This window comes from [Clostridium] citroniae WAL-17108 (assembly GCF_000233455.1).
GTDB lineage: Bacteria > Bacillota > Clostridia > Lachnospirales > Lachnospiraceae > Enterocloster > Enterocloster citroniae.
In genome coordinates this window covers 2,080,430-2,101,195 of sequence record NZ_JH376420.1, presented here as the reverse complement: position 1 = coordinate 2,101,195, position 20,766 = coordinate 2,080,430, and the positions used below count along the sequence as shown (strand labels likewise).

The window sequence follows — 20,766 nt, the reverse complement described above, 5'->3', positions numbered from 1 at the left end:
CGTCAGGCGCTAAAATAAAGACTGCCCTGTGATGTCAGGGCTCAGAAAATGCTGTACAGGCGGATGAAACTGCCTGGTACGGCATTTTTTAATCCATGTTTTGCGGTCCGGACCCATTTCCGGTTGATTAAAAAGGAATTTTATGTCAGAATACAGGAAGGCGGCCGAACCGCAGTGGTTAAAGGCCGGGCTGGGATGTTATCACAGCCGGAAAATGGAGAACGTTTATGTATGATTATATGCTTCCAATGAGCAACAGGGGGATCATAAGTGTGGCAAAGAGGGCCTTTGATCTGGTGGATGCCAGACTGATGGGCCACGGACAACGGGTGGCGTCCATCATGTACCAGCTGATGAAAGCGGACGGCGGCTATGACGGAAGGAAGATGAGGGACATGCTGACCCTGGCCGTGCTCCATGACATCGGGGCTTACAAGACAGAGGAGATAGACAAAATGGTGGAATTCGAGACAGAGAATGTCTGGAACCATTCCATTTACGGCTATCTGTTCTTTTATTATTTCTCATTGCTGAAGGAACTGTCCGGAATCGTGCTCTACCATCACACCCCCTGGAATGTCCTGAGGCGGATGGACCATGTGCCGGACCATATTAAAAAGGCATCCCAGCTTCTCCACCTGGCGGACAGGATCGATATTTATTTTGAACATTCAGCCGGGGATGTGGATTGGCTGAAACAGTACCTTGGGACCCAGAGGGACCAAAACTTCTGCGGGGAGGTGCTCGACCTGTTTGAGGGCATGGATTTTGTGGCGCCCGGCAGCAGTTCGCTCTTTTTGGAACATGAATACATTCAGATCATGGAGGAGGTTCCCTTTTCCTCCAGAGAAAAGCAGTCCATTCTCCGGATGCTGGTCTATGCCATTGATTTCAGAAGCACCCACACCGTGACCCACACCATCACCACCACCATCATCAGTTCGGAGCTGGCCCTGCGCCTTTGCGAACGGGCGGATACCATCAATGACGTGATCTTTGGGGCTATGCTCCACGATCTGGGGAAGATAGGGATCCCGGTGGAAATATTGGAGTTTCCCGGGCGTTTAAGCCCACAGGCCATGAATGTGATGCGCGGTCATGTGAAAATGACAGAGTATATCCTTCAGGACTGCGTCTCTGACGCGGTGAGGGATATTGCCCTGCGCCACCATGAAAAGCTGGACGGCTCCGGGTACCCCTTGGGACTTAAGGAAGGGCAGTTAAACCTGCCCCAGAGAATCGTGGCGGTAGCGGACATTGTAAGCGCCCTCACAGGCACCAGAAGCTACAAGGACGCGTACTCCAAGGAAAAAACCAGCGCCATTGTTTCTGAAATGGCTGAAAAGGGGCTGGTTGACCCGGGGGTGGCTGCCGTGATGGTGGAGAATTATGATGCCATTATGGATTCAGTGCGCAACAGGACAAGGCCGATCCTGGAAAAATACCAGGAAATGCAGGAACAGTATAAGAAATTATCCCATGAAATGAGGGAGTATATGAAAGCCCTATAACTTTTGATTATGTCAATAATTCCAAACTTGTATATTTGCCAAGGTGGAAAATAATCCTGAAAGGTTGAAATACGGCTTTAAATGATATATGATGGAAGGAAATTATATTATTACGGATAGCTATAACTACAAAGAATAGAAGACAGGGGAGATATGTATCATGAATTATAATGTCACTGTGATTCCAGGGGATGGGATCGGACCGGAGATCGTAAGAGAAGCTAAAAAGGTAATGGATCAGGTGGGCATGGTTTACGGACACACCTTTGACTATACGGAGATCCTTATGGGAGGATGCTCCATTGACGCCCACGGCGTTCCGCTGACAGATGAGGCGCTGGAGACAGCCAGGAACAGCGATGCGGTCCTGCTGGGAGCAGTAGGCGGGGATGTGGGCAACTCCAGATGGTATGACGTGGCTCCGAACCTCAGACCCGAGGCAGGACTTCTGGCGATCCGCAAGGGACTGGGCCTGTTTGCCAATATCCGCCCGGCTTATCTTTATAAGGAACTGGCAGGCGCCTGCCCTCTGAAAAAGGAGATCATCGGGGACGGCTTTGATATGGTCATCATGAGGGAACTCACAGGCGGCCTTTATTTCGGAGACAGGTGGACCAAAGAGGTGGACGGCTGTATGACAGCCACAGACACCCTTACATACAATGAAAAGGAGATCCGGCGTATCGCGGTCAAGGCCTTTGATATTGCCATGAAGCGGAGAAAAAAAGTGACCAGCGTGGATAAGGCCAATGTGCTGGATTCCTCCAGGTTATGGCGCAAGGTGGTGGAGGAAGTGGCAGAGGATTATCCTGAGGTACAGCTCTCCCATATGCTGGTTGACAACTGTGCCATGCAGCTGGTCATGAACCCGGGCCAGTTTGACGTGATCCTTACGGAGAACATGTTTGGGGACATCCTTTCCGATGAGGCCAGCATGATCACCGGTTCCATCGGAATGCTGTCCAGCGCCAGCATGAATGAAAGCAAGTTCGGCCTTTATGAGCCGAGCCACGGTTCTGCCCCGGACATTGCGGGCAAGGATATTGCCAATCCCCTTGCCACCATTTTGTCCGCTGCCATGCTTCTGCGCTATTCCTTTGACCTGGACCATGAGGCGGATGCCATAGAGTCAGCAGTACAGTCCGTGCTCACAGAGGGTTACAGGACAGGGGATATCATGTCGGAGGGATGCAGCCAGGTGGGAACCGCTGCCATGGGGGACCTGATCGCGGCAAGAATCAGATAGGCGGATCGCATCAGCAGACCCGATAGGCGGATCGCATCAGCGGGCCGAAACAGCGGAAATTGACGGTTTCAAACCTTAGATAGGTAAATTCAGATAAGTGAAAGGGGATACAACATGAAAAGTGATGCAGTTAAGACAGGAATGCAGCAGGCGCCCCACAGGTCCCTGTTTAATGCCCTTGGTATGACGGAAGAAGAGATGAAAAAGCCCATGGTGGGTATTGTCAGCTCTTATAATGAGATCGTTCCGGGCCATATGAACCTGGATAAGATCGTGGAGGCGGTAAAACTGGGAGTGGCCATGGCGGGCGGTACTCCGGTGGTATTTCCGGCCATTGCCGTGTGCGATGGCATTGCCATGGGGCATATCGGCATGAAGTATTCCCTGGTGACCAGGGACCTGATCGCGGACTCCACGGAGTGCATGGCCCTGGCCCATCAGTTTGACGCCCTGGTTATGGTGCCCAACTGTGACAAGAATGTTCCGGGACTTCTCATGGCCGCTGCCAGGATCAATGTGCCCACCGTGTTTGTCAGCGGCGGACCCATGCTGGCCGGACATGTGAAGGGCCATAAGACCAGCCTTTCCAGTATGTTTGAGGCGGTTGGCTCCTATGCGGCCGGCACCATGTCCGAGGAGGATGTAAAGGAGTACGAGAACAAGGCATGTCCTACCTGCGGTTCCTGCTCCGGCATGTACACTGCCAACAGCATGAACTGCCTGACTGAGGTCCTGGGAATGGGCCTTAAGGGAAACGGCACCATTCCGGCCGTGTATTCTGAGCGCATCAAGCTGGCCAAGCATGCAGGCATGCAGGTCATGGAAATGTACAGGCAGAATATACGACCCAGGGATATCATGACCAAGGACGCGTTTATGAACGCGCTGACCATGGATATGGCCCTGGGCTGCTCCACCAACAGCATGCTCCACCTTCCGGCCATTGCCCACGAGGCAGGCGTGGAGCTGAACGTGGATATTGCCAATGAGATCAGCGCAAGGACACCGAACCTGTGCCATCTGGCGCCGGCCGGACCTACTTATATCGAAGACCTGAACGAAGCGGGCGGAATTTACGCTGTCATGAACGAGATCAGCAAAAAGGGTCTTCTGAACCTGGACTGCATGACCGTGACGGGCAAGACCGTGGGAGAGAACATCAAGGACTGCGAGAACAGGAATCCCGATGTTATCCGCCCTGTGGAACATCCGTACAGCGAGACGGGCGGCATTGCCATCTTAAAGGGAAATCTGGCTCCTAATTCCGCTGTGGTCAAGCGCTCCGCCGTGGCTCCTGAGATGCTGAAGCACGAAGGGCCTGCAAGGGTATTTGACTGCGAGGAGGATGCCATTGATGCCATTAAGGGCGGCAGGATCGTGGCAGGGGATGTGGTTGTGATCCGCTATGAAGGACCAAAGGGAGGACCGGGCATGAGAGAGATGCTCAATCCCACCTCGGCTATCGCCGGTATGGGACTGGGTTCAAGCGTTGCACTGATCACGGACGGACGTTTTTCCGGCGCATCCAGGGGCGCATCCATTGGCCATGCGGCACCGGAGGCAGCTGTGGGCGGCCCCATTGCGCTTGTGGAAGAAGGGGACATTATTTCCATTGACATTGACAATCACCAGCTGAATGTGCTGGTTGACCCGGAGGAGATGGCTGCAAGAAAGGCAAAATGGCAGCCAAGGACCCCGCAGGTTACCACAGGATACCTGGCAAGGTACGCTTCCCTTGTGACATCCGCTGACAAAGGGGCTGTTCTGCAGGTGAAGTAGAGGCCGGTATATATTAAGAGAAAAGGAGTGCGGTAAATATGAGCAAATTGACGGGGGCAGAGATTGTAGTTGAGTGTTTAAAGGAACAGGGAGTGGACACCGTGTTTGGATTTCCCGGTGGCGCGATCCTGAATATATATGACGCATTGTACCAGCATCAGGATGAAATTACCCATATCCTTACATCCCATGAGCAGGGCGCATCCCATGCGGCAGACGGCTACGCAAGGGCCACCGGCAAGGTGGGGGTCTGCATGGCCACCTCAGGCCCTGGCGCCACCAACCTGGTAACAGGCATTGCCACGGCATACATGGATTCGGTTCCCATGGTGGCGATTACCTGTAATGTGACCAACAGCCTTCTGGGCAAGGACAGCTTCCAGGAGATCGATATCACCGGTGTTACCATGCCCATTACCAAATATAATTTTATTGTAAAAGACGTTAAAAGACTGGCCACAGTGATCCGCAGGGCATTCACCATTGCCCAGACAGGACGCCCGGGTCCGGTGCTGGTGGATATCACAAAGGATGTGACCGCTGCCGCCTGCGAGTATGAGAAGGAGGTTCCCGAAGAGATTGTGCGCCAGAGCGATACCATCCGAGAGGAGGACATGGAGCGGGCCGTGGAGATGATCCGCAAGTCCAGAAAGCCCTTTATCTTTGTGGGCGGCGGCGCGGTGCTGTCCAATGCGTCAGATGAGCTGAGAGCATTTGCACACAAGATCCAGGCCCCGGTGGCGGACAGTCTCATGGGCAAGGGGGCGTTTGACGGGTGTGATGAACTGTATACAGGCATGGTGGGCATGCATGGAACAAAGACTTCTAATTTCGGCATAACAGAGGCCGACCTGCTGATCGTGGTGGGCGCCAGGTTCAGCGACAGGGTGACAGGCAATGCGTCCAAGTTTGCAAGGAATGCCAAGATCCTTCAGCTGGATATCGACCCGGCTGAGATCAATAAGAATATTAAGGTGGATGCCAGCGTCATCGGCGATGTGAAGGTGATCCTGCGCAAGCTGAACGCCAGGCTGGATCCCATTAACCATGACGAGTGGATCGCCCATATTGAACGCATGAAGGATATGTACCCCCTGCGCTATGACAAGAACACGCTCACCGGTCCCTTTATTGTGCAGACCATCAACGAGGTGACCCAGGGAGATGCCGTGATCGTCACCGAGGTGGGACAGCACCAGATGTGGGCGGCCCAGTATTACAACCACCGCCAGCCAAGGACCTTTCTCACCTCCGGCGGCCTGGGGACCATGGGATATGGCCTGGGCGCCGCCATCGGAGCCAAGATGGGGTGCAGGGACAAGACGGTCATCAACATTGCGGGTGACGGCTGTTTCCGCATGAATATGAACGAGATCGCAACAGCCACCCGGTACAACATTCCGGTGGTGGAAGTGATCGTAAACAACCATGTGCTGGGCATGGTCCGCCAGTGGCAGACCCTGTTCTACGGCAAGCGCTACTCCCAGACCATTCTTAATGACGGGGTGGATTTCATAAAGGTTGCCGAGGCAATGGGAGCAAAGGCGTACAGGGTGACCCAGAAGGAAGAACTGGAGCCCACCCTCAGGGAGGCCATTTCCCTGAATGTCCCTGTTGTCATTGACTGTCAGATCAGCTGCGATGAGAAGGTGTTCCCCATGGTATCGCCGGGTGCGCCCATTGCGGATGCTTTTGACGATACGGACTTGAAAATTAATTAAAAAGAGTGTATAGTAGTCATTAATACTTCGGAAACGTTATCAGATTACCTTGATAAAGTGCATGGGTAGAGGACAGAGGTACAATGATGTATACGGTCAGACGGCTTCCTTCTGTGAGGATCCTTAAAAGGGTCTGCATAGGTGGAAGTCATCTGTGTATATATATTAAAGAGGAAATGTGCAGTAGCCACAACCATTTAAGGAGGAGAACAAGATGAGCAGAGTTTACAATTTCTCAGCAGGACCGGCTGTATTGCCGGAGGACGTCCTGAAGGAAGCCGCAGCAGAGATGCTGGATTACAGGGGGACAGGAATGTCAGTGATGGAGATGAGCCATCGATCTAAGGCCTATGACGCCATCATTAAAGATGCTGAATCAGACCTGCGGGATCTTTTACATATTCCGGACAATTACAAAGTGCTGTTCCTTCAGGGGGGCGCATCCCAGCAGTTTGCCATGGTGCCCATGAACCTGATGAAGAACAAGGTGGCGGATTACATTGTGACCGGACAGTGGGCCAAGAAGGCATACCAGGAGGGCGGCATATACGGCAGGGCCAACGCCATTGCCTCCAGCGCTGACAAGACCTTCAGCTACATTCCGGACTGTTCCGACCTGGACGTATCAGAGGATGCTGATTATGTTTACATCTGTGAGAACAACACCATTTACGGGACCAAGTTCTGGACCCTGCCCAATACCAAGGGGAAGATCCTGGTGGCGGACCAGTCCTCCTGCTTCCTGTCCGAGCCCGTGGATGTGACAAAGTACGGCCTTATTTTTGCCGGCGCCCAGAAGAATGTGGGACCTGCCGGAACCGTGATCGTGATCGTAAGGGAGGACCTGGTGTCTGAGGACGTGCTTGAGGGAACCCCTACCATGCTCCGCTACAAGACCCATGTGGACGCTGAGTCCCTGTACAATACACCGCCCACCTACGGCATCTATATGTGCGGCAAGGTGTTTAAATGGCTGAAGGCCAAGGGCGGTCTGGAAGCCATGAAGGAATACAATGAGAAAAAGGCTGAGATCCTGTATGATTTCCTGGACCAGAGCAGGATGTTTAAGGGGACCGTGGAAAAGAAGGACCGCTCCCTTATGAATGTGCCCTTTGTCACGGGGAATGACGAACTGGACGCCCTGTTTGTAAAGGAATCCAAGGCTGCCGGCTTTGAGAACCTGAAGGGACACAGGACCGTGGGCGGAATGCGGGCCAGCATCTATAATGCAATGCCCATGGAAGGCGTTGAGAAGCTGGTTGCATTTATGGCTGATTTTGAGGAAAAGCACAGCGACATGCTCTAAAGCAGCGCTGATGTAGAGGAGAATGATAATTATGAAAAAGATTCATTGCTTAAATCCAATTGCCAAATGTGGCACTGATCTGTTCCCTGCTGATTATGAGCTGACCAAGGATGCGGCTGAGGCTGACGGCATCCTGGTGCGCAGCGCTTCCATGCACGATATGGATTTTCCGGAATGTCTTCTGGCCGTGGGCCGTGCCGGCGCGGGAGTGAACAACATTCCCCTGGATGCATGCGCAGAGGCGGGCATTGTTGTATTTAACACCCCGGGCGCCAACGCCAACGGCGTGAAGGAGCTGGTGATCGCAGGTATGCTGGTGGCTTCAAGGGATATTGTGGGCGGCATTGAGTGGTGCAAGGCCAATGCCGAGGATGACAATATTACAAAGGATACGGAGAAGAGCAAAAAGGCTTTTGCCGGATGCGAGATCAAGGGCAAGAAGCTGGGCGTTGTGGGTCTGGGCGCCATTGGTGCGGAGGTTGCCAATGCAGCCACCCATCTGGGGATGGAGGTCTATGGATATGACCCCTATATTTCCGTGAACGCCGCGTGGAGATTGTCCAGGAATGTAAAGCATATTACCAATGTGGATACCATTTTCCAGGAATGTGATTACATAACCATCCATGTGCCCCTGCTGGATTCCACCAAGGGCATGATCAACAGGGAAAAGCTGGCCATGATGAAGGACGGGGTTGTGATCCTTAACTTCTCCAGGGATACCCTGGTAAATGATGACGATATGGCTGCTGCCCTGGAGGAGGGAAAGGTCCGCTACTATGTAAGCGACTTCCCGAACCCCAAGGTGGCCAATATGAAGAATGTCATCCTGATGCCCCATTTGGGCGCTTCCACCCAGGAGTCTGAGGATAACTGTGCGGTAATGGCCGTAAAGGAGATGACCGATTACCTGGAGAACGGAAATATCAAGAATTCCGTGAACTATCCTTCCTGTGACATGGGAATCTGCCAGACAGAGAGCCGGGTGGCTGTCCTGCATATGAATATCCCCAATATGATCGGACAGGTAACAGGTACACTGGCAGGCCAGGGCGTGAATATCTCTGATATGACCAACAAGAGCCGGGATAAGTACGCATACACGCTGCTGGATCTGGAGCACAAGGCCGAGGAGGCCACCATTGAAAAGCTGAGAGCCATCAAGGGTGTCCTGAGGGTGCGCGTGGTCAAATAATGGATCTACCCACTGAGGGTAATGTGATTAGGGCCTTCATGGCTGGGCAACCTGCTGTGGGGCCTTAATTGGTCTGTGAAGCGGATGAGCTTAAGAGAAGGAGAGAGAATATGGCGATTGTGAGACCGTTTGTGTGTGTCAGGCCCCAGGCGGGCAAGGCTGACAGGGTGGCGGCCCTGCCCTATGATGTGTATAACAGGAAAGAGGCCCTGGAAGCGGTAAAGGGGAACCCCCTTTCTTTTTTAAATATTGACAGGGCCGAGACCCAGTTTCCTGATGATGTGGATACATATGACGACAGGGTGTATGACAAGGCCAGGGAGATCCTGGACAGGCAGATCGAAGAGGGGGTCTATGTGACGGATCCCCAGGAAAATTATTATCTGTATGAGCTGACCATGGATGGCCGCAGCCAGACCGGAGTGGTGGCCTGCTGTTCCATTGATGATTATTTAAAGGGCGTCATCAAAAAGCACGAAAATACACGGGAGGATAAAGAGATCGACCGCATCCGCCATGTGGATACCACCAATGCCCACACAGGCCCTATTTTCCTGGCTTACAGACAGGATAATACGGTTAAGGGGATTGTGGAAGGGGTAAAAAAAGAGCAGCCTGTCTATGATTTTGTGACAGAGGATGGGATCGGGCACCGGGTATGGATCATCGGGGACAGGGAGCAGGTTGCAGCCGTGGGCCGCGCGTTTGAGCAGATCCCTGCCACTTACATTGCGGACGGGCACCACAGGGCTGCTTCCGCTGTGAAGGTAGGGCTTAAAAGGCGGGAAGCAGATCCCGGGTATACGGGGGAGGAGCCCTTTAACTATTTCCTGACCGTGCTGTTCCCGGATGAGGAACTGATGATACTGCCTTATAACCGTGTGGTAAAAGATCTGAATGGAATGGACCGGAACGGCTTTTTAAAGGCCGTGGCTGAGCGGTTTGAGGTAAAGGAACTGGGTGCAGAGGCATTTGCCCCAAAAGAAAAGGGTGTCTTTGGAATGTTCCTGGAGGATTCCTGGTACTCCCTTAAGGTCAGGCCCCAGGGCTTAAGCAGTGATCCCGTGGAGGGGCTGGACGTGTCCATTCTCCAGAACCAGCTGCTGGAACCTGTTTTGGGCATAGGCGATCCGCGCACGGATAAGCGCGTGGACTTTATCGGAGGCATCAGGGGGCTGGGGGAACTGGAGCGCAGGTGCCATGAGGATATGAAGGTGGCATTTTCCATGTATCCCACCTCCATCAGCGAACTACTCAGTGTTGCGGACGCAGGGCTTCTTATGCCTCCCAAGTCGACCTGGTTTGAGCCGAAGCTAAGGAGCGGGCTGTTTATCCACAGACTGTCATGAGACTGGAACAAAACTGCATATGAGTTTGCATAAATGAACTGTTATGCTGGAAAAATCCCCTTCTGACAGGCGGGCGCATTGAGACGGGCCTGCCTCAGAAGGGGATTTTTCTGCTGTTTATCCTTCTATATGGTATTCCTTCATCTTTCTCCACAGGGTGGAGCGGCTCATTCCCAGCATGGAAGCTGCCTGTCCCTTGTTGAAACGGCAGAAGGCCAGGGCTTCAAGGATCCGGCTCTCCTCTGCCCGGTGGGCGGCGCTGGAGGTCCCGGCGGTGGAAGGCCCGGCGGTGGAAGGCCCGGCGGTGGAAGGCCCGGCGGTGGAAGGCCCGGCGGTGGAAGGCCCGGTGATGGAGGACCCGGCGGATAGTGCGGATAGATCCGGCGCGGATGGCCCGGATGCGGAGTGGCATTCGGGAAATGCCAGTTTGGCGCATTCCAGGTCCACATAATAATCGCTGCACAGGACAGCCATGCGCTCGCAGATGTTAAACAGATGCCGGACATTGCCGGTCCAGTCAGCCTGTGAGAGGAACTGCACCACCTCCGGCGCCATCCGGATACCGGGGAAATTTTTTCCCATGTAATCAGCTGCCAGCAAGGGGATATCCTCCCGGCGCTGGTTTAAGGGCGGTATGGTGATCCTCAGCACGTCCAGACGGTAGAACAGATCCTCACGGAACAGGTGGTCCTTGACCAGGTTTTCCAGATTTTTGTTGGTGGCGGCAATGATGCGGATATCCACATGGATCACGGAATCGCCGCCCACCCGCATGATCTCCCTCTCCTGAAGTACCCTTAGAAGCTTGGCCTGAAGGGGGAGAGGAATCTCACCGATCTCATCCAGGAAAATGGTGCCGGTATGGGCCAGCTCAAAGAGACCGGTCTTGCCGCTTTTTTGTGCGCCGGTAAATGCCCCGGGAACATAGCCAAAAAGCTCGCTTTCCAGCAGGGTATCGGGAATGGCGGCGCAGTTGACCGCCACAAAGGGGCAGAGGCTGCGGGGGCTGGCGTTGTGGATGCTCTGGGCCAGCACCTCCTTTCCGGTGCCGCTCTCTCCGATGAGAAGGATATTGGAGTTGGTGCGGCTGTATTTTTTTGCGGTCTTTATAACAGAGGCCATGGACGGAGAGGACCCGATCATATCGGAGAAGGTGAGCTTTGCCACAAGGCCCTTTTGATGGAGCTGCTTGCGGATATCACCTTCCAGCCACTGGATCTCATTGACCAGCTGGATGTTCACAATGGACCCTGACAAAAATGTCTGGGTTTTTACAAATGTTTTGCTGATGCTCAGCAGGGTGCGGTTGTACTGCAGGATCTTGTTGGCGTATTCATTGTTGTCGGACAGCAGGTTTTTAAGCTCCAAAGGGAAGGGGATGTCAATGATGCGTTTTCCCAGGCAGTCCTTGTCCAGCCCGAAGATGGACTGGGCTTTTTTGTTTGCAGTGGTGACCCGCCTGGAAGGGTCTATGAAAATGATCCCGTCATGGGAAATATCCAGTATGGTCTGAAGGCGCATGGACTTTTCCTGCTCCTTGCGGAATATATGCAAAGCGCGCTTGGCCGAGGAAAGGGCGTCCCAAAATGCCTCCTCGCTGGTTTCTATGAGCATGTTGGGCACGTGGATCATCTGCGCGTATCGGCAGGTGTTAAGCCCTCCCAGGATCACCTGGCAGCCCTCCCGGATCGCCTGGTCTGCCAGGGCTTCGTTGTTCCAGTTGGGGGAGAGGAGGTAGGTTTTAATGGGGACATCGCACAGGTCGGACAGGCCGGTGATCCCTGCCAGCATATTGCCTGCGGCAATAATGCCGATCTGCTTCTGACCGTAGAGCCGGGTGCATTTGCGGATCGTCCTCAGGATATCCGCGGTGGGAACGGAGATCTGGACCACAGGGATGTCACCGGGAAGGTTGGCCAGAATCTGGGCCAAAAGCCCCCGGGTGAGGATGATGTCGGCATCGATCTTTGTATGTCCGGCATTGGAGTTATTCATAATGATCTCGTCCATGACATAGGTTTCCGAATCCTCCTGTTCATGGAAACGGTTGTGCTGGCTGAGGATTTGGGAGGCGTGGGCGATAAAATTTTCACAGGGTACTACAAGGGCTATCTTTACCATGGATCATCTTCCTTCTTTCTTGTCAGGCATACCCTAATGGTACCATAACCCGGAGAAAAATAGAACAATATGTTTTATAAGAAACAAAATGGTGCATCAAAATAAAACGTAGTGGAAATGAGGACAAAAGGAGGGGGAGGTAACAGCTGGTATTAGTGCTAAAAATAATTAAGTATTTTTAGATAAGATCCACAAAAAATCCGGGCTTTCGGAGAGATCAGCATCTTGGCATGGAATTTGCTTTTATAATCAGTATAAAATGCCGGGACAAGGGCTGCTGCATGTACCCGGCAGAAGGAATCATAAGGAGGATATCAATGCTGAGAAGAGGAGAGGTATTCCGCAACAGGGCCAAGCGCCTTTTGGCGGAAAAGAAAAAGCTGTCAGCCGCCTGGCTGCAGGCAGCCAGCCCCATAACGGCTGAGATCATGGCTAAGGCCGGATTTGACATACTGATGGTGGACATGGAGCACGGGCCCGGGGGGATCATGGATCTGATCGGCCAGCTGCAGGCCGTATCCCATTATGATGTGGTACCCTTTGTAAGGGCGCCCTGGAATGATTTTGTAACCATTAAGCGGATCCTGGATGCCGGCGTCAGCGGGATTCTGGTCCCTTATGTCAACAGCGCTGAGGAAGCAGCCAGGGCGGTAAGCGCCTGCAAGTACCCTCTGGAGGGGATCAGGGGCATTGCTCCCAGTCCCAGGGCCGGAGGATATGGGATGAACCAGAGGGATTATCTGGATTATGCCAATGAGGAGCTGGATGTGCTGGTAGCGGTGGAGACAAAGACAGCGGTGGACCACATTGAGGAAATTGTTAAGACCAATGGACTGGATGGGATCTTTATCGGTCCCATGGACCTGGCCACTTCCTTTGGACATTTCTGCAATCCCAAGGATGAGGAGGTTCAGGAGGCGATCCGCAAAGTGGAGGCAGTGGTCCTGGGATCCGATAAATTCCTGGCAACCGTGGCAGGGAGTTTTGAGGAGGCAAAGAATCTGTATGAAAAGGGATACAGTATGGTGATCATGATGTCAGACACCACCACGCTGGGAAAGGTTGCCCTGGATCAGGTGGAGCAGTTCAAAGAAATGTATCCCCAGAGATGACCGTGACCGTAGGTAAAACACAAGGAGAAGGAGATTGGGAATATGAAAAAAAGAATCATGGCAGTTACGTTGGCAGCAGTAATGGCAGTATCCATGGCAGGGTGTGCGGGAAGCAAGCCTGCCGGCACAAAGGCGGCTGAAACAAAGGCCGCGTCCAATGAAGGTTCGGCCCAAAAAGCGGATACGGCGGGCAAGGATACGGCGGACAAGGATGCTGCGGGGACGGAGGCAGCCGGAGCCGGGAAGGCGGATGATGCAGGTGCGGTCAAGGAAGGCGCGGAGGACAAAGGACAGACGGATTTTCCTAAAAAGCCCATTCAGATCATCTGCCCTGTGAAGGCGGGAGGGGATACGGATTATAACACACGTGTGATCGCGCAGTACCTTTCAAAATACCTGGATGTGAATGTGGTTGTCACCAATGTGGAAGGAGGGGCCACTATTCTGGGAATGCAGCAGGTCCTGGACGGGGAGCCGGATGGGTATACCATGGTGATCAATGGTCTGGACGCTTATATCCCCAATATGATGGGCACAACAGAAATTACCATTGACAGTTTTAAGACAGTAGGCATTCCGCTGTTTGACAATACCACGGTTCTGGTAGCCAATAAGGCGTCCGGTTATGAGAGTATAAAGGATGTGGTGGAACGCACCCAGGCAGCCCCGGGTACTATTGAGTACGGCATGAAGATCGGCGCGGCAAACCAGGTATACGGAATCGCCATGAATCAGGAGTGGGGAGCGCAGTTCAAACCAATGGATATTGGAAACAATGCGGCCAAGATGACAGCGCTGCTGGGACAGCAGACCGATACGGCCGTTCTTGCCTATGCCCTTGCAAAGGATTATTTTGCAACAGGGGAATTCCAGGCCCTTTGCCTGCTGGGAAGTGAAAAGAATGAACTGCTTGCAGATGTGCCCCTGCCTTCCGAATACGGATTAAAGGACATTGATTGCAGTAAGTGGTTCTGGCTGGGGGTACACCCCGATACCCCGGATGAGGTGGTGGATATCCTGTCAGACGCCTTGAAGCAGGTGACAGAGGATCCTGAATTTGTAAAGACCATGGAGGATAATTACCTGACCGTCAGATACATTGCCAAAAAGGACGCCCAGGATTACGCCGACCAGTTCTATCAGGATACACTGGTGCCGTATAAGGACGAATTTTTATCCACCAGCAGCAAGTAAGGTGGAGAAGGGGGTAAAATGTCACATAACAAAAAGGAAATAGGATCAGGCGTGATATTTTTTCTCATTGCAGTTGCTCTGTATGCAGGCTCTTACGCCATTGTGGTCACCACAAACGATGCCATGGGTCCCCAGTTCTTTCCAAGAACCGTTGCCATATGTATGGGGATTCTGGCTGTGGCTCAGGTGGCATCCGGCCTGAAAAAGGAAAGGAAGGAACAGGGATCAGGGGAAAGGAGCGGCTTTAACATAAGGGCCGCTGCCACCATAGGGATCCTCTTTGCATACGCACTATTGGTTCAGACGGTAGGCTTTATCATCATGACAGCGGTCTACCTCCTGGCGCAGATCCTTCTGCTTCTGCCTGAGAAACGTCTGAGATCCGGGAAAGGTATACTGGTCACCGCAGCAGTCTCGGTTGTCACGCCCATATTGATCTACGAGCTGTTCTACCGTGCATTCAGTATATTCCTTCCCACTGGATTATTAGGATAAGGAGGAGGAAAATGCAGCTTATTCAAGGTTTTATGGCAGTGTTCCATCCTGTTACTCTGTCTCTTATTATCGGGGGAGTGGTTGCCGGGATCGTTTTCGGCGCCATTCCGGGACTCTCGGCCTTTACGGCCCTGGCCCTGTTTTTGCCCATCACCTTTGGCATGGAGCCGGTCAACGGTATTGCGTTTCTTATATCTATCTATGTGGGAGGGCTTTCAGGAGGCTTGATCTCAGCCATTCTGCTGGGAATACCGGGCACGCCCTCATCCATTGCCACCTGTTTTGACGGCTATCCCATGGCACAGAGAGGGGAGGCCGGCAAGGCCCTGGGCACTGCGATTGTTTTCTCCTTTGTGGGAGGGATATTCAGCGCCCTTATACTGACCTATCTGGGGCCGGTGATTGCGGGGGTGGCATTAAAATTCGGACCCTATGAGTATTTTGCGGTCATACTCTTTGCCCTGACCACTGTGTCGGGCCTTTCCGCGGGAAATATCAACAAAGGGCTTTTATCCTGTCTTCTGGGCATTGCCTTTTCCTTTGTGGGAATTGACCGTCTCAGCTCCTACACCAGGTACACGGGAGGGATCTCCAGCCTGGCGGCAGGGTTTAACCTGGTCCCGCTTTTGATCGGTACCTTTGCAGTGTCCCAGATCATTGAAACCGCCGCCAAGGGGCCATCGTCCATTCAGCGCGCGCCATCCGCCAGGGTAAAGGGATTTGGACTGAGCCTGAAGGAATTTGTGTACCAGCTGAGAAATGCCATTCCTGCTGCTTTTATCGGATTGTCTGTGGGAATCCTTCCCGGAATCGGGGGAAATGCTTCCAACCTTCTGGCCTACGCTTTTTGCAAAAAGCGGTCCAAGTACCCGGAAAAGTTCGGGACAGGGGTCATGGACGGGATCGTGGCTTCGGAGACGGCTAACAATGCCACCATCGGAGGCGCGCTGATCGTTCTTCTGACCCTGGGGATCCCGGGGGATAACGCCACATCCATGGTGCTTGCGGGATTCCAGATACACAGCATCACACCAGGGCCCCTGTTGTTTAAGACCAGCGCGGACCTGGTATATGCACTGTTTGCGGCATTTATCATAGCAAACATTGTGATGATGGTGTCTGAGCTTTTGGGGCTTCCGCTGTTTGCAAAGGTCCTCAGCATTCCCGGCTCTTATCTGCTGCCCGTGGTGATCGCCTGCTGCTTTGTGGGTTCATTCTCTGCAAACAACCGTGTGTTTGATATACTGGTCATGGTGATATTCGGGCTTGTGGGGTATGTGCTCAAGCGATGGGAGTATCCGCTGGCTCCCATGGTGGTGGGATTCATACTGGCGCCTCTTTTGGAGGAAAATGTAAGGCGGTCCCTGATGCGCACGGAAGGCAGTTTCCTTCCCATCCTGACATCACCCATAGCTCTGGTATTTTTTATCCTTACCGCGGTCATGGTGGTCCTGTCTGTGAGAAGCGAGATAAAGGACAGGAAAAAGCAGCGTGAGACATCAACTGTATAGAGGAGGACCGGATGCTAAAATATAGTGATCTGCAATGGAAGGATGGCCTGGATCCACGGGCCATCCAACTTCTCCTAAAGGAGGAGGCGGAAAAGGACGGTCATAAGATCGTGGTCCTGGATGACGATCCAACCGGAATCCAGACCGTCCATGATGTGCCGGTATACACGGACTGGAGTTATGAGAGTATCCGGCAGGGATTCCTGGAACCGGGGAAGATGTTTTTTATCCTGACAAATTCAAGAAGTTTTTCCAGACCCCAGACCATACGGGCCCACGGTGAGATCGGGCGCAGGCTGGCAGCGGTGTCAAAGGAGCTGGGTATTGCGTTTGCCGTTGTAAACAGGGGAGATTCGACTTTGCGGGGCCATTTTCCCCTGGAAACCCAAACACTGAGGGAGACCCTTGGGAAGCAGATGGGAGAGGAGATACACGGGGAAGTGATCTGCCCCTTTTTTGCCGAGGGAGGCAGATTTACCATGGACAATGTCCACTATGTAAAAGAGGGGGAATGGCTGGTTCCTGCGGGTGAAACGGAATTTGCAAACGATAAGACCTTTGGCTACCGTTCTTCGGATCTGAGGGAATATATAGAAGAAAAGACCGGGGGAACCGATAGGAAAGAGGATGTGATATGCATATCCGCGCAGCAGCTGCGGTCCGTGGATATAGACGGCGTGGAGCAGATGCTTATGAATGCCGGGGGATTTGACAAGGTGGTGGTAAACGCACTGACCTCCCTGGAGATCAAGGTGTTCTGTATTGCACTGTACCGCGCAATGGCAAAGGGAAAGCGTTTTCTGTTCAGCACCGCCGCGGGATTTGTAAAGGAGTTTGCAGCAGTGGAGGACAGAGGATTTCTCACCGGCCGGGAACTGGTTCCTAAGGGGAGGATGGGGGGAGGGCTGGTGGTGGTCGGCTCCCATACCCGCAAAACCACAGCCCAGCTGGAATGTCTGAGGGAACTGCCAAATATCCGCCTGATGGAGTTTGATTCGGATCAAGTGCTGGACCCGGCCGCCATGGAGGAGGAGATCGCGTCCGTGGTAAGGCGGGAGGAAGCATGTATCAGACAGGGGATCACCGCTGTCGTGTATACAAAGCGGCGTCTGCTGTCCGTAAAAGGGGATACGGGAGAACAGGCCCTGGAGCGGTCTGTTAAGATTTCAGAAGCGGTACAGCAGCTGGTGGGGCGTGTTCAGGAACCACCGGCTTTTATTGTGGCAAAAGGAGGGATCACATCCAGCGATATCGGCACCAAAGCCCTGGGAGTAAAAAGGGCCTGGGTTCAGGGACAGGTCCGCCCCGGAATCCCGGTGTGGAGGACCGGTCCGGAAAGCAGGTTCCCCCACATTCCCTATGTCATCTTTCCGGGAAATGTGGGGGAGGATCATACGCTGCGGGACGTTCTTCAGGTTCTGATGGAGCCTTGGTCCTGATGAGGGGAGGTAGGAACCCTACTCCTGGGGCGGGGCGGATGGAGCCGGAGGCGCTGCCTCTGACGGCGTGGCCGGAACAGTGGGGTCCTTGGTCTGGTAGATGCGTTTCCATTCCTTGGTCCCTTCCACCTTCACCGTCTCACACCGGTTCATGTTCAGGAATTTTACCAGCTCATAGCAGCTGACCCAGATTTCGTTGTTGCTCTCCTTCTGGGATTCGTCAAAGATCAGTTCCAGGCCAAAATGAAGATGGGGCTCATTGATATTGTTGGTGTTTTCCGTGCGGCTGTAGCCGGTGCGGCCCAGGTAACCAACCACGTCCCCGGCCTGCACCACGGACCCTTCCTTCAGACCGGACTGATAGGGATAGTTTTTACGGAGGTGGGCGTAATAATAGTACCGCTTGTGGTCAAAGCTGCGGATGCCCAGCCGCCAGCCGCCGTACTGGTTCCATCCGATGGCCTCCACATAACCTGATTCCACTGCGATGACGGGAGTTCCCACCTGGCCCATCATATCGTGGCCCAGGTGCTGGCGCTTGAAGCCGTAGCTTCTGGCCACCCCAAAGTCATCAAAATCACTGTAAGGAAATCCTTTGGCAATAGGGGAAAATGCTTTCAGCCCATATTTGGTCACCCATACGGTGGCAGGATCGCCGGGAGCTCCCCCGGCCACGCCGGAGGGAAGATAGGCGGCAGGCGCTTCGCTGGCAGGGATCTCGGCCTGGAACTGGCCCACCATCCCGTCCAGCACCGCGCCGTAGGCCTCCCTGTAATATGTATAATATTTCATGTCTTTTGTCAGGTCCGCCATGGTGGTCTCGCCGGTTTTCAGCTTTTCCGCCACGGTCTTCATGTGCTCCGGCTTATATTTGCTGAAGTCACCCCCGTATCTTGCACCCAGGTAGGCAAGCAGATCCACCCAGTTTAAATGGATTTCAGCCTGGCAGGTGTCCACATCATAGCGGAACGCCTGGTTCATGGCTTCCGAGGTTACGGCAAAATCCACCCATTTGATATATTCTTTTTTCTTTTCCTCCTGTTTCTCCTGGCCCGGGCCGTTGGTGTCTTCCAGGGGATTGACGGTTCTGGCCAATCTGGCCGCCTGGCTCATCACTGCCTGGCCGGAGTCTGTCCTGTAAAGGAAGATACTCAGACACAGCAGGCTTAAGGCCAGCATTTCACCGTAAATCACCGTTTTTGTACTGATATGCAAATGCTTCCTGAGCATATGGATAAGTTTCATGATATACCGCCTCCTGACAAGGGTTCCCGGAATATTGGGGCTCTATGTTAATCTTATGTTTGTCCGGGCCGGATTATGATTCCGCGCATCAATTCTTTGGGAGTGCGGGGGAAGATGAATATAAGATGAAAAAAAGTCCCGATTACAGTAAAAAAGTGTGCAAAATGCATAAATGCTATTGATTTGATAGATAGAATATGCTAAAATCATGGTGAAAAACATGTAACCGCTTACCTAAATTCAAAGAAAAGTATGGAAAATACAGCAAAACCCATTGGGGAAATACAGTAAAACCGTGTTTGTCCGCGTGGGAGGGGCATGTTTGGGATTTCAACAAGAATAACGAAATATCATTGTTATTTGAAGGAGGGGGAATATTTTTCCTTGCGGAAAACCGGCTTCAGGTTTTGCGGGGAAGCTGTAAGATATAAAATATGTAACCGGTAACATATATAACCGCTAATATAGTTTGGATTATTAAAAAAGGGGGTAGAGGCTGATATGACAATATCTGATATTGCAAAACTGGCAGGTGTTTCTGCTGCAACGGTTTCACGTGTGCTGAACAACAAAGGCTATGTAAAGGAAGAGACCAGACAGAAGATAGAGAATCTGATCCAGGAGAATGGTTACCGTCCCAATGCTGTGGCAAGAAGCCTGACCCGCAGCAATACATCCATGATCGCCGTGATCATGTCCAACAGGCTCAATCCGTTTTTCGCCAATGTCCTGGATGCCATAGAATCCCGGGCCGAGCAGCAGGGATACAGCATCCTGTTTTATAACACCTCGGAGGACAGGGACAAGGAGTGTAAAGCCATTGCCCAGGCCATTGAGCACCGTGTCATGGGGATCCTGCTTCTGCCCGTTCTGGATCCGGACGAGCGGACGGAGGAGCTGCTTGCAGGAGCGGAGGATTCGGGGATACCGGTGGTGCTCATTGACAGGGATTTACATAATAGTGATCTGGATATCGTACTCATTGATAATAAGAAGGTAGTGTACGAGGGAGTCAAACTCCTGATCGAATCAGGCCACAGAAAGATCGGGATCGTCACCTGTCCCGAAGTGGTGAAAAAAGGAAAGACAAGGCTGGACGGTTATGTCCAGTGCCTGAAGGATTACGGCATGGAGATGGAGGATGAATATATTTATCCCGGGGATTTTGATGAGAAGAGCGGATATCAGGCATGTGAAAATCTGCTGGGACTTCCCGATCCTCCCACAGCGGTGCTGGTCACCTGCAGTTCCGCCACCCTGGGCTGCATCCGGTATCTGAATGAGCACAGCCTGCAGATGGGAAGGGATATAGGATTGGTGGGATTTGATGACATTTCCCTTCTGGGCACCCTTGGATATGAAATTACAGTGATGGACAGGCCCATGAAGGAGATGGGGGAGATCGCATACGACCTTCTCACAGAACGCATGGCAAGTCCCGACACAAAAAGGCGCCGCAGGGAGATCCTGCTGCAGACCCGGCTGATCATCCGCGGCAGTGAGAAGCTGCAGGATGTGCAGGCCGTCTCATAGGAGGAGTAT

15 protein-coding genes are annotated in these 20,766 nt (G+C 52.9%); 13 read left to right on the top strand and 2 right to left on the bottom strand.

Features of this window, described 5'->3' with window-relative positions; genetic code table 11:
* The first annotated feature begins 227 nt into the window (after positions 1-227).
* The 7 genes from HMPREF9469_RS09595 (at position 228) to HMPREF9469_RS09565 (ending at position 10,107) form a co-directional block, all read left to right on the top strand.
* The gene (locus HMPREF9469_RS09595) at positions 228-1,511 is read left to right on the top strand and encodes an HD domain-containing phosphohydrolase (protein ID WP_007861368.1); all 1,284 of its coding nucleotides are present in this window, start codon (positions 228-230) and stop codon (positions 1,509-1,511) included.
* Positions 1,512-1,671: 160 nt separating this feature from the next.
* Positions 1,672-2,757 carry a 3-isopropylmalate dehydrogenase gene (gene leuB, locus HMPREF9469_RS09590; RefSeq protein WP_007861366.1) on the top strand — a complete coding sequence of 362 codons (1,086 nt, stop codon included), beginning with the start codon at positions 1,672-1,674 and terminating at the stop codon, positions 2,755-2,757.
* Positions 2,758-2,871: 114 nt separating this feature from the next.
* Positions 2,872-4,536 (top strand): dihydroxy-acid dehydratase, encoded by a 1,665-nt coding sequence (gene ilvD, locus HMPREF9469_RS09585; protein WP_007861365.1) that lies wholly within the window; start codon positions 2,872-2,874, stop codon positions 4,534-4,536.
* Between the two features lie 38 nt (positions 4,537-4,574).
* On the top strand, positions 4,575-6,257 hold the full coding sequence (ilvB, locus tag HMPREF9469_RS09580; protein ID WP_007861363.1) for a biosynthetic-type acetolactate synthase large subunit: 1,683 nt from the start codon (positions 4,575-4,577) through the stop codon (positions 6,255-6,257).
* A 214-nt stretch (positions 6,258-6,471) separates the two neighbouring features.
* Positions 6,472-7,563 carry a 3-phosphoserine/phosphohydroxythreonine transaminase gene (serC, locus tag HMPREF9469_RS09575; RefSeq protein WP_007861360.1) on the top strand — a complete coding sequence of 364 codons (1,092 nt, stop codon included), beginning with the start codon at positions 6,472-6,474 and terminating at the stop codon, positions 7,561-7,563.
* A gap of 31 nt (positions 7,564-7,594) precedes the next feature.
* Positions 7,595-8,758 carry a phosphoglycerate dehydrogenase gene (locus HMPREF9469_RS09570; RefSeq protein WP_007861358.1) on the top strand — a complete coding sequence of 388 codons (1,164 nt, stop codon included), beginning with the start codon at positions 7,595-7,597 and terminating at the stop codon, positions 8,756-8,758.
* 110 nt (positions 8,759-8,868) lie between these two features.
* Positions 8,869-10,107, top strand: a complete 1,239-nt coding sequence (locus HMPREF9469_RS09565; protein ID WP_007861357.1) for a DUF1015 domain-containing protein — start codon at positions 8,869-8,871, stop codon at positions 10,105-10,107.
* A gap of 117 nt (positions 10,108-10,224) precedes the next feature.
* Here the strand turns inward: HMPREF9469_RS09565 and HMPREF9469_RS09560 are convergent, their stop codons facing one another.
* On the bottom strand, positions 10,225-12,228 hold the full coding sequence (locus tag HMPREF9469_RS09560) for a sigma-54-dependent Fis family transcriptional regulator (protein ID WP_007861352.1): 2,004 nt from the start codon (positions 12,226-12,228) through the stop codon (positions 10,225-10,227).
* A gap of 317 nt (positions 12,229-12,545) precedes the next feature.
* Here HMPREF9469_RS09560 and HMPREF9469_RS09555 point away from each other — a divergent pair, with 317 nt between their 5' ends.
* Genes HMPREF9469_RS09555 through HMPREF9469_RS09535 form a run of 5 tightly spaced genes read left to right on the top strand, consistent with a single transcriptional unit; the run spans position 12,546 to position 17,979 of the window.
* On the top strand, positions 12,546-13,340 hold the full coding sequence (locus HMPREF9469_RS09555; protein ID WP_007861350.1) for an HpcH/HpaI aldolase family protein: 795 nt from the start codon (positions 12,546-12,548) through the stop codon (positions 13,338-13,340).
* Positions 13,341-13,382: 42 nt separating this feature from the next.
* Positions 13,383-14,534, top strand: a complete 1,152-nt coding sequence (locus tag HMPREF9469_RS09550) for a tripartite tricarboxylate transporter substrate binding protein (protein WP_007861348.1) — start codon at positions 13,383-13,385, stop codon at positions 14,532-14,534.
* 18 nt (positions 14,535-14,552) lie between these two features.
* Complete coding sequence (locus tag HMPREF9469_RS09545) at positions 14,553-15,029, top strand: tripartite tricarboxylate transporter TctB family protein (RefSeq protein ID WP_007861347.1); 477 nt, start codon at positions 14,553-14,555, stop codon at positions 15,027-15,029.
* 11 nt (positions 15,030-15,040) lie between these two features.
* Positions 15,041-16,540, top strand: coding sequence for a tripartite tricarboxylate transporter permease (locus tag HMPREF9469_RS09540; RefSeq protein ID WP_007861346.1), 1,500 nt, complete (start codon positions 15,041-15,043; stop codon positions 16,538-16,540).
* A gap of 11 nt (positions 16,541-16,551) precedes the next feature.
* Entirely contained in the window at positions 16,552-17,979 is a 1,428-nt protein-coding gene (locus tag HMPREF9469_RS09535) for a four-carbon acid sugar kinase family protein (RefSeq protein WP_007861345.1), read from the top strand.
* A gap of 18 nt (positions 17,980-17,997) precedes the next feature.
* On the opposite strand, the gene HMPREF9469_RS09530 is transcribed toward HMPREF9469_RS09535, so the two are convergent.
* A complete protein-coding gene (locus HMPREF9469_RS09530) occupies positions 17,998-19,224 on the bottom strand; it encodes a M23 family metallopeptidase (protein WP_007861344.1) in 1,227 nt (408 codons plus the stop codon).
* Positions 19,225-19,725: 501 nt separating this feature from the next.
* On the opposite strand from HMPREF9469_RS09530, the gene HMPREF9469_RS09525 reads away from it, so the two are divergent.
* Positions 19,726-20,757: a LacI family DNA-binding transcriptional regulator gene (locus HMPREF9469_RS09525; protein WP_007861343.1), complete on the top strand. Its 1,032-nt coding sequence runs from the start codon at positions 19,726-19,728 to the stop codon at positions 20,755-20,757.
* Positions 20,758-20,766 lie beyond the last annotated feature (9 nt).

Excerpts from the sequence above, each read along its gene's own strand:
- HMPREF9469_RS09595 (WP_007861368.1), top strand. The coding sequence starts at position 228 with ATGTATGATTATATGCTTCCAATGAGCAACAGGGGGATCATAAGTGTG.
- leuB (WP_007861366.1), top strand. The coding sequence starts at position 1,672 with ATGAATTATAATGTCACTGTGATTCCAGGGGATGGGATCGGACCGGAG.
- ilvD (WP_007861365.1), top strand. The coding sequence starts at position 2,872 with ATGAAAAGTGATGCAGTTAAGACAGGAATGCAGCAGGCGCCCCACAGG.
- ilvB (WP_007861363.1), top strand. The coding sequence starts at position 4,575 with ATGAGCAAATTGACGGGGGCAGAGATTGTAGTTGAGTGTTTAAAGGAA.
- serC (WP_007861360.1), top strand. The coding sequence starts at position 6,472 with ATGAGCAGAGTTTACAATTTCTCAGCAGGACCGGCTGTATTGCCGGAG.
- HMPREF9469_RS09570 (WP_007861358.1), top strand. The coding sequence starts at position 7,595 with ATGAAAAAGATTCATTGCTTAAATCCAATTGCCAAATGTGGCACTGAT.
- HMPREF9469_RS09565 (WP_007861357.1), top strand. The coding sequence starts at position 8,869 with ATGGCGATTGTGAGACCGTTTGTGTGTGTCAGGCCCCAGGCGGGCAAG.
- HMPREF9469_RS09560 (WP_007861352.1), bottom strand. The coding sequence starts at position 12,228 with ATGGTAAAGATAGCCCTTGTAGTACCCTGTGAAAATTTTATCGCCCAC.
- HMPREF9469_RS09555 (WP_007861350.1), top strand. The coding sequence starts at position 12,546 with ATGCTGAGAAGAGGAGAGGTATTCCGCAACAGGGCCAAGCGCCTTTTG.
- HMPREF9469_RS09550 (WP_007861348.1), top strand. The coding sequence starts at position 13,383 with ATGAAAAAAAGAATCATGGCAGTTACGTTGGCAGCAGTAATGGCAGTA.
- HMPREF9469_RS09545 (WP_007861347.1), top strand. The coding sequence starts at position 14,553 with ATGTCACATAACAAAAAGGAAATAGGATCAGGCGTGATATTTTTTCTC.
- HMPREF9469_RS09540 (WP_007861346.1), top strand. The coding sequence starts at position 15,041 with ATGCAGCTTATTCAAGGTTTTATGGCAGTGTTCCATCCTGTTACTCTG.
- HMPREF9469_RS09535 (WP_007861345.1), top strand. The coding sequence starts at position 16,552 with ATGCTAAAATATAGTGATCTGCAATGGAAGGATGGCCTGGATCCACGG.
- HMPREF9469_RS09530 (WP_007861344.1), bottom strand. The coding sequence starts at position 19,224 with ATGAAACTTATCCATATGCTCAGGAAGCATTTGCATATCAGTACAAAA.
- HMPREF9469_RS09525 (WP_007861343.1), top strand. The coding sequence starts at position 19,726 with ATGACAATATCTGATATTGCAAAACTGGCAGGTGTTTCTGCTGCAACG.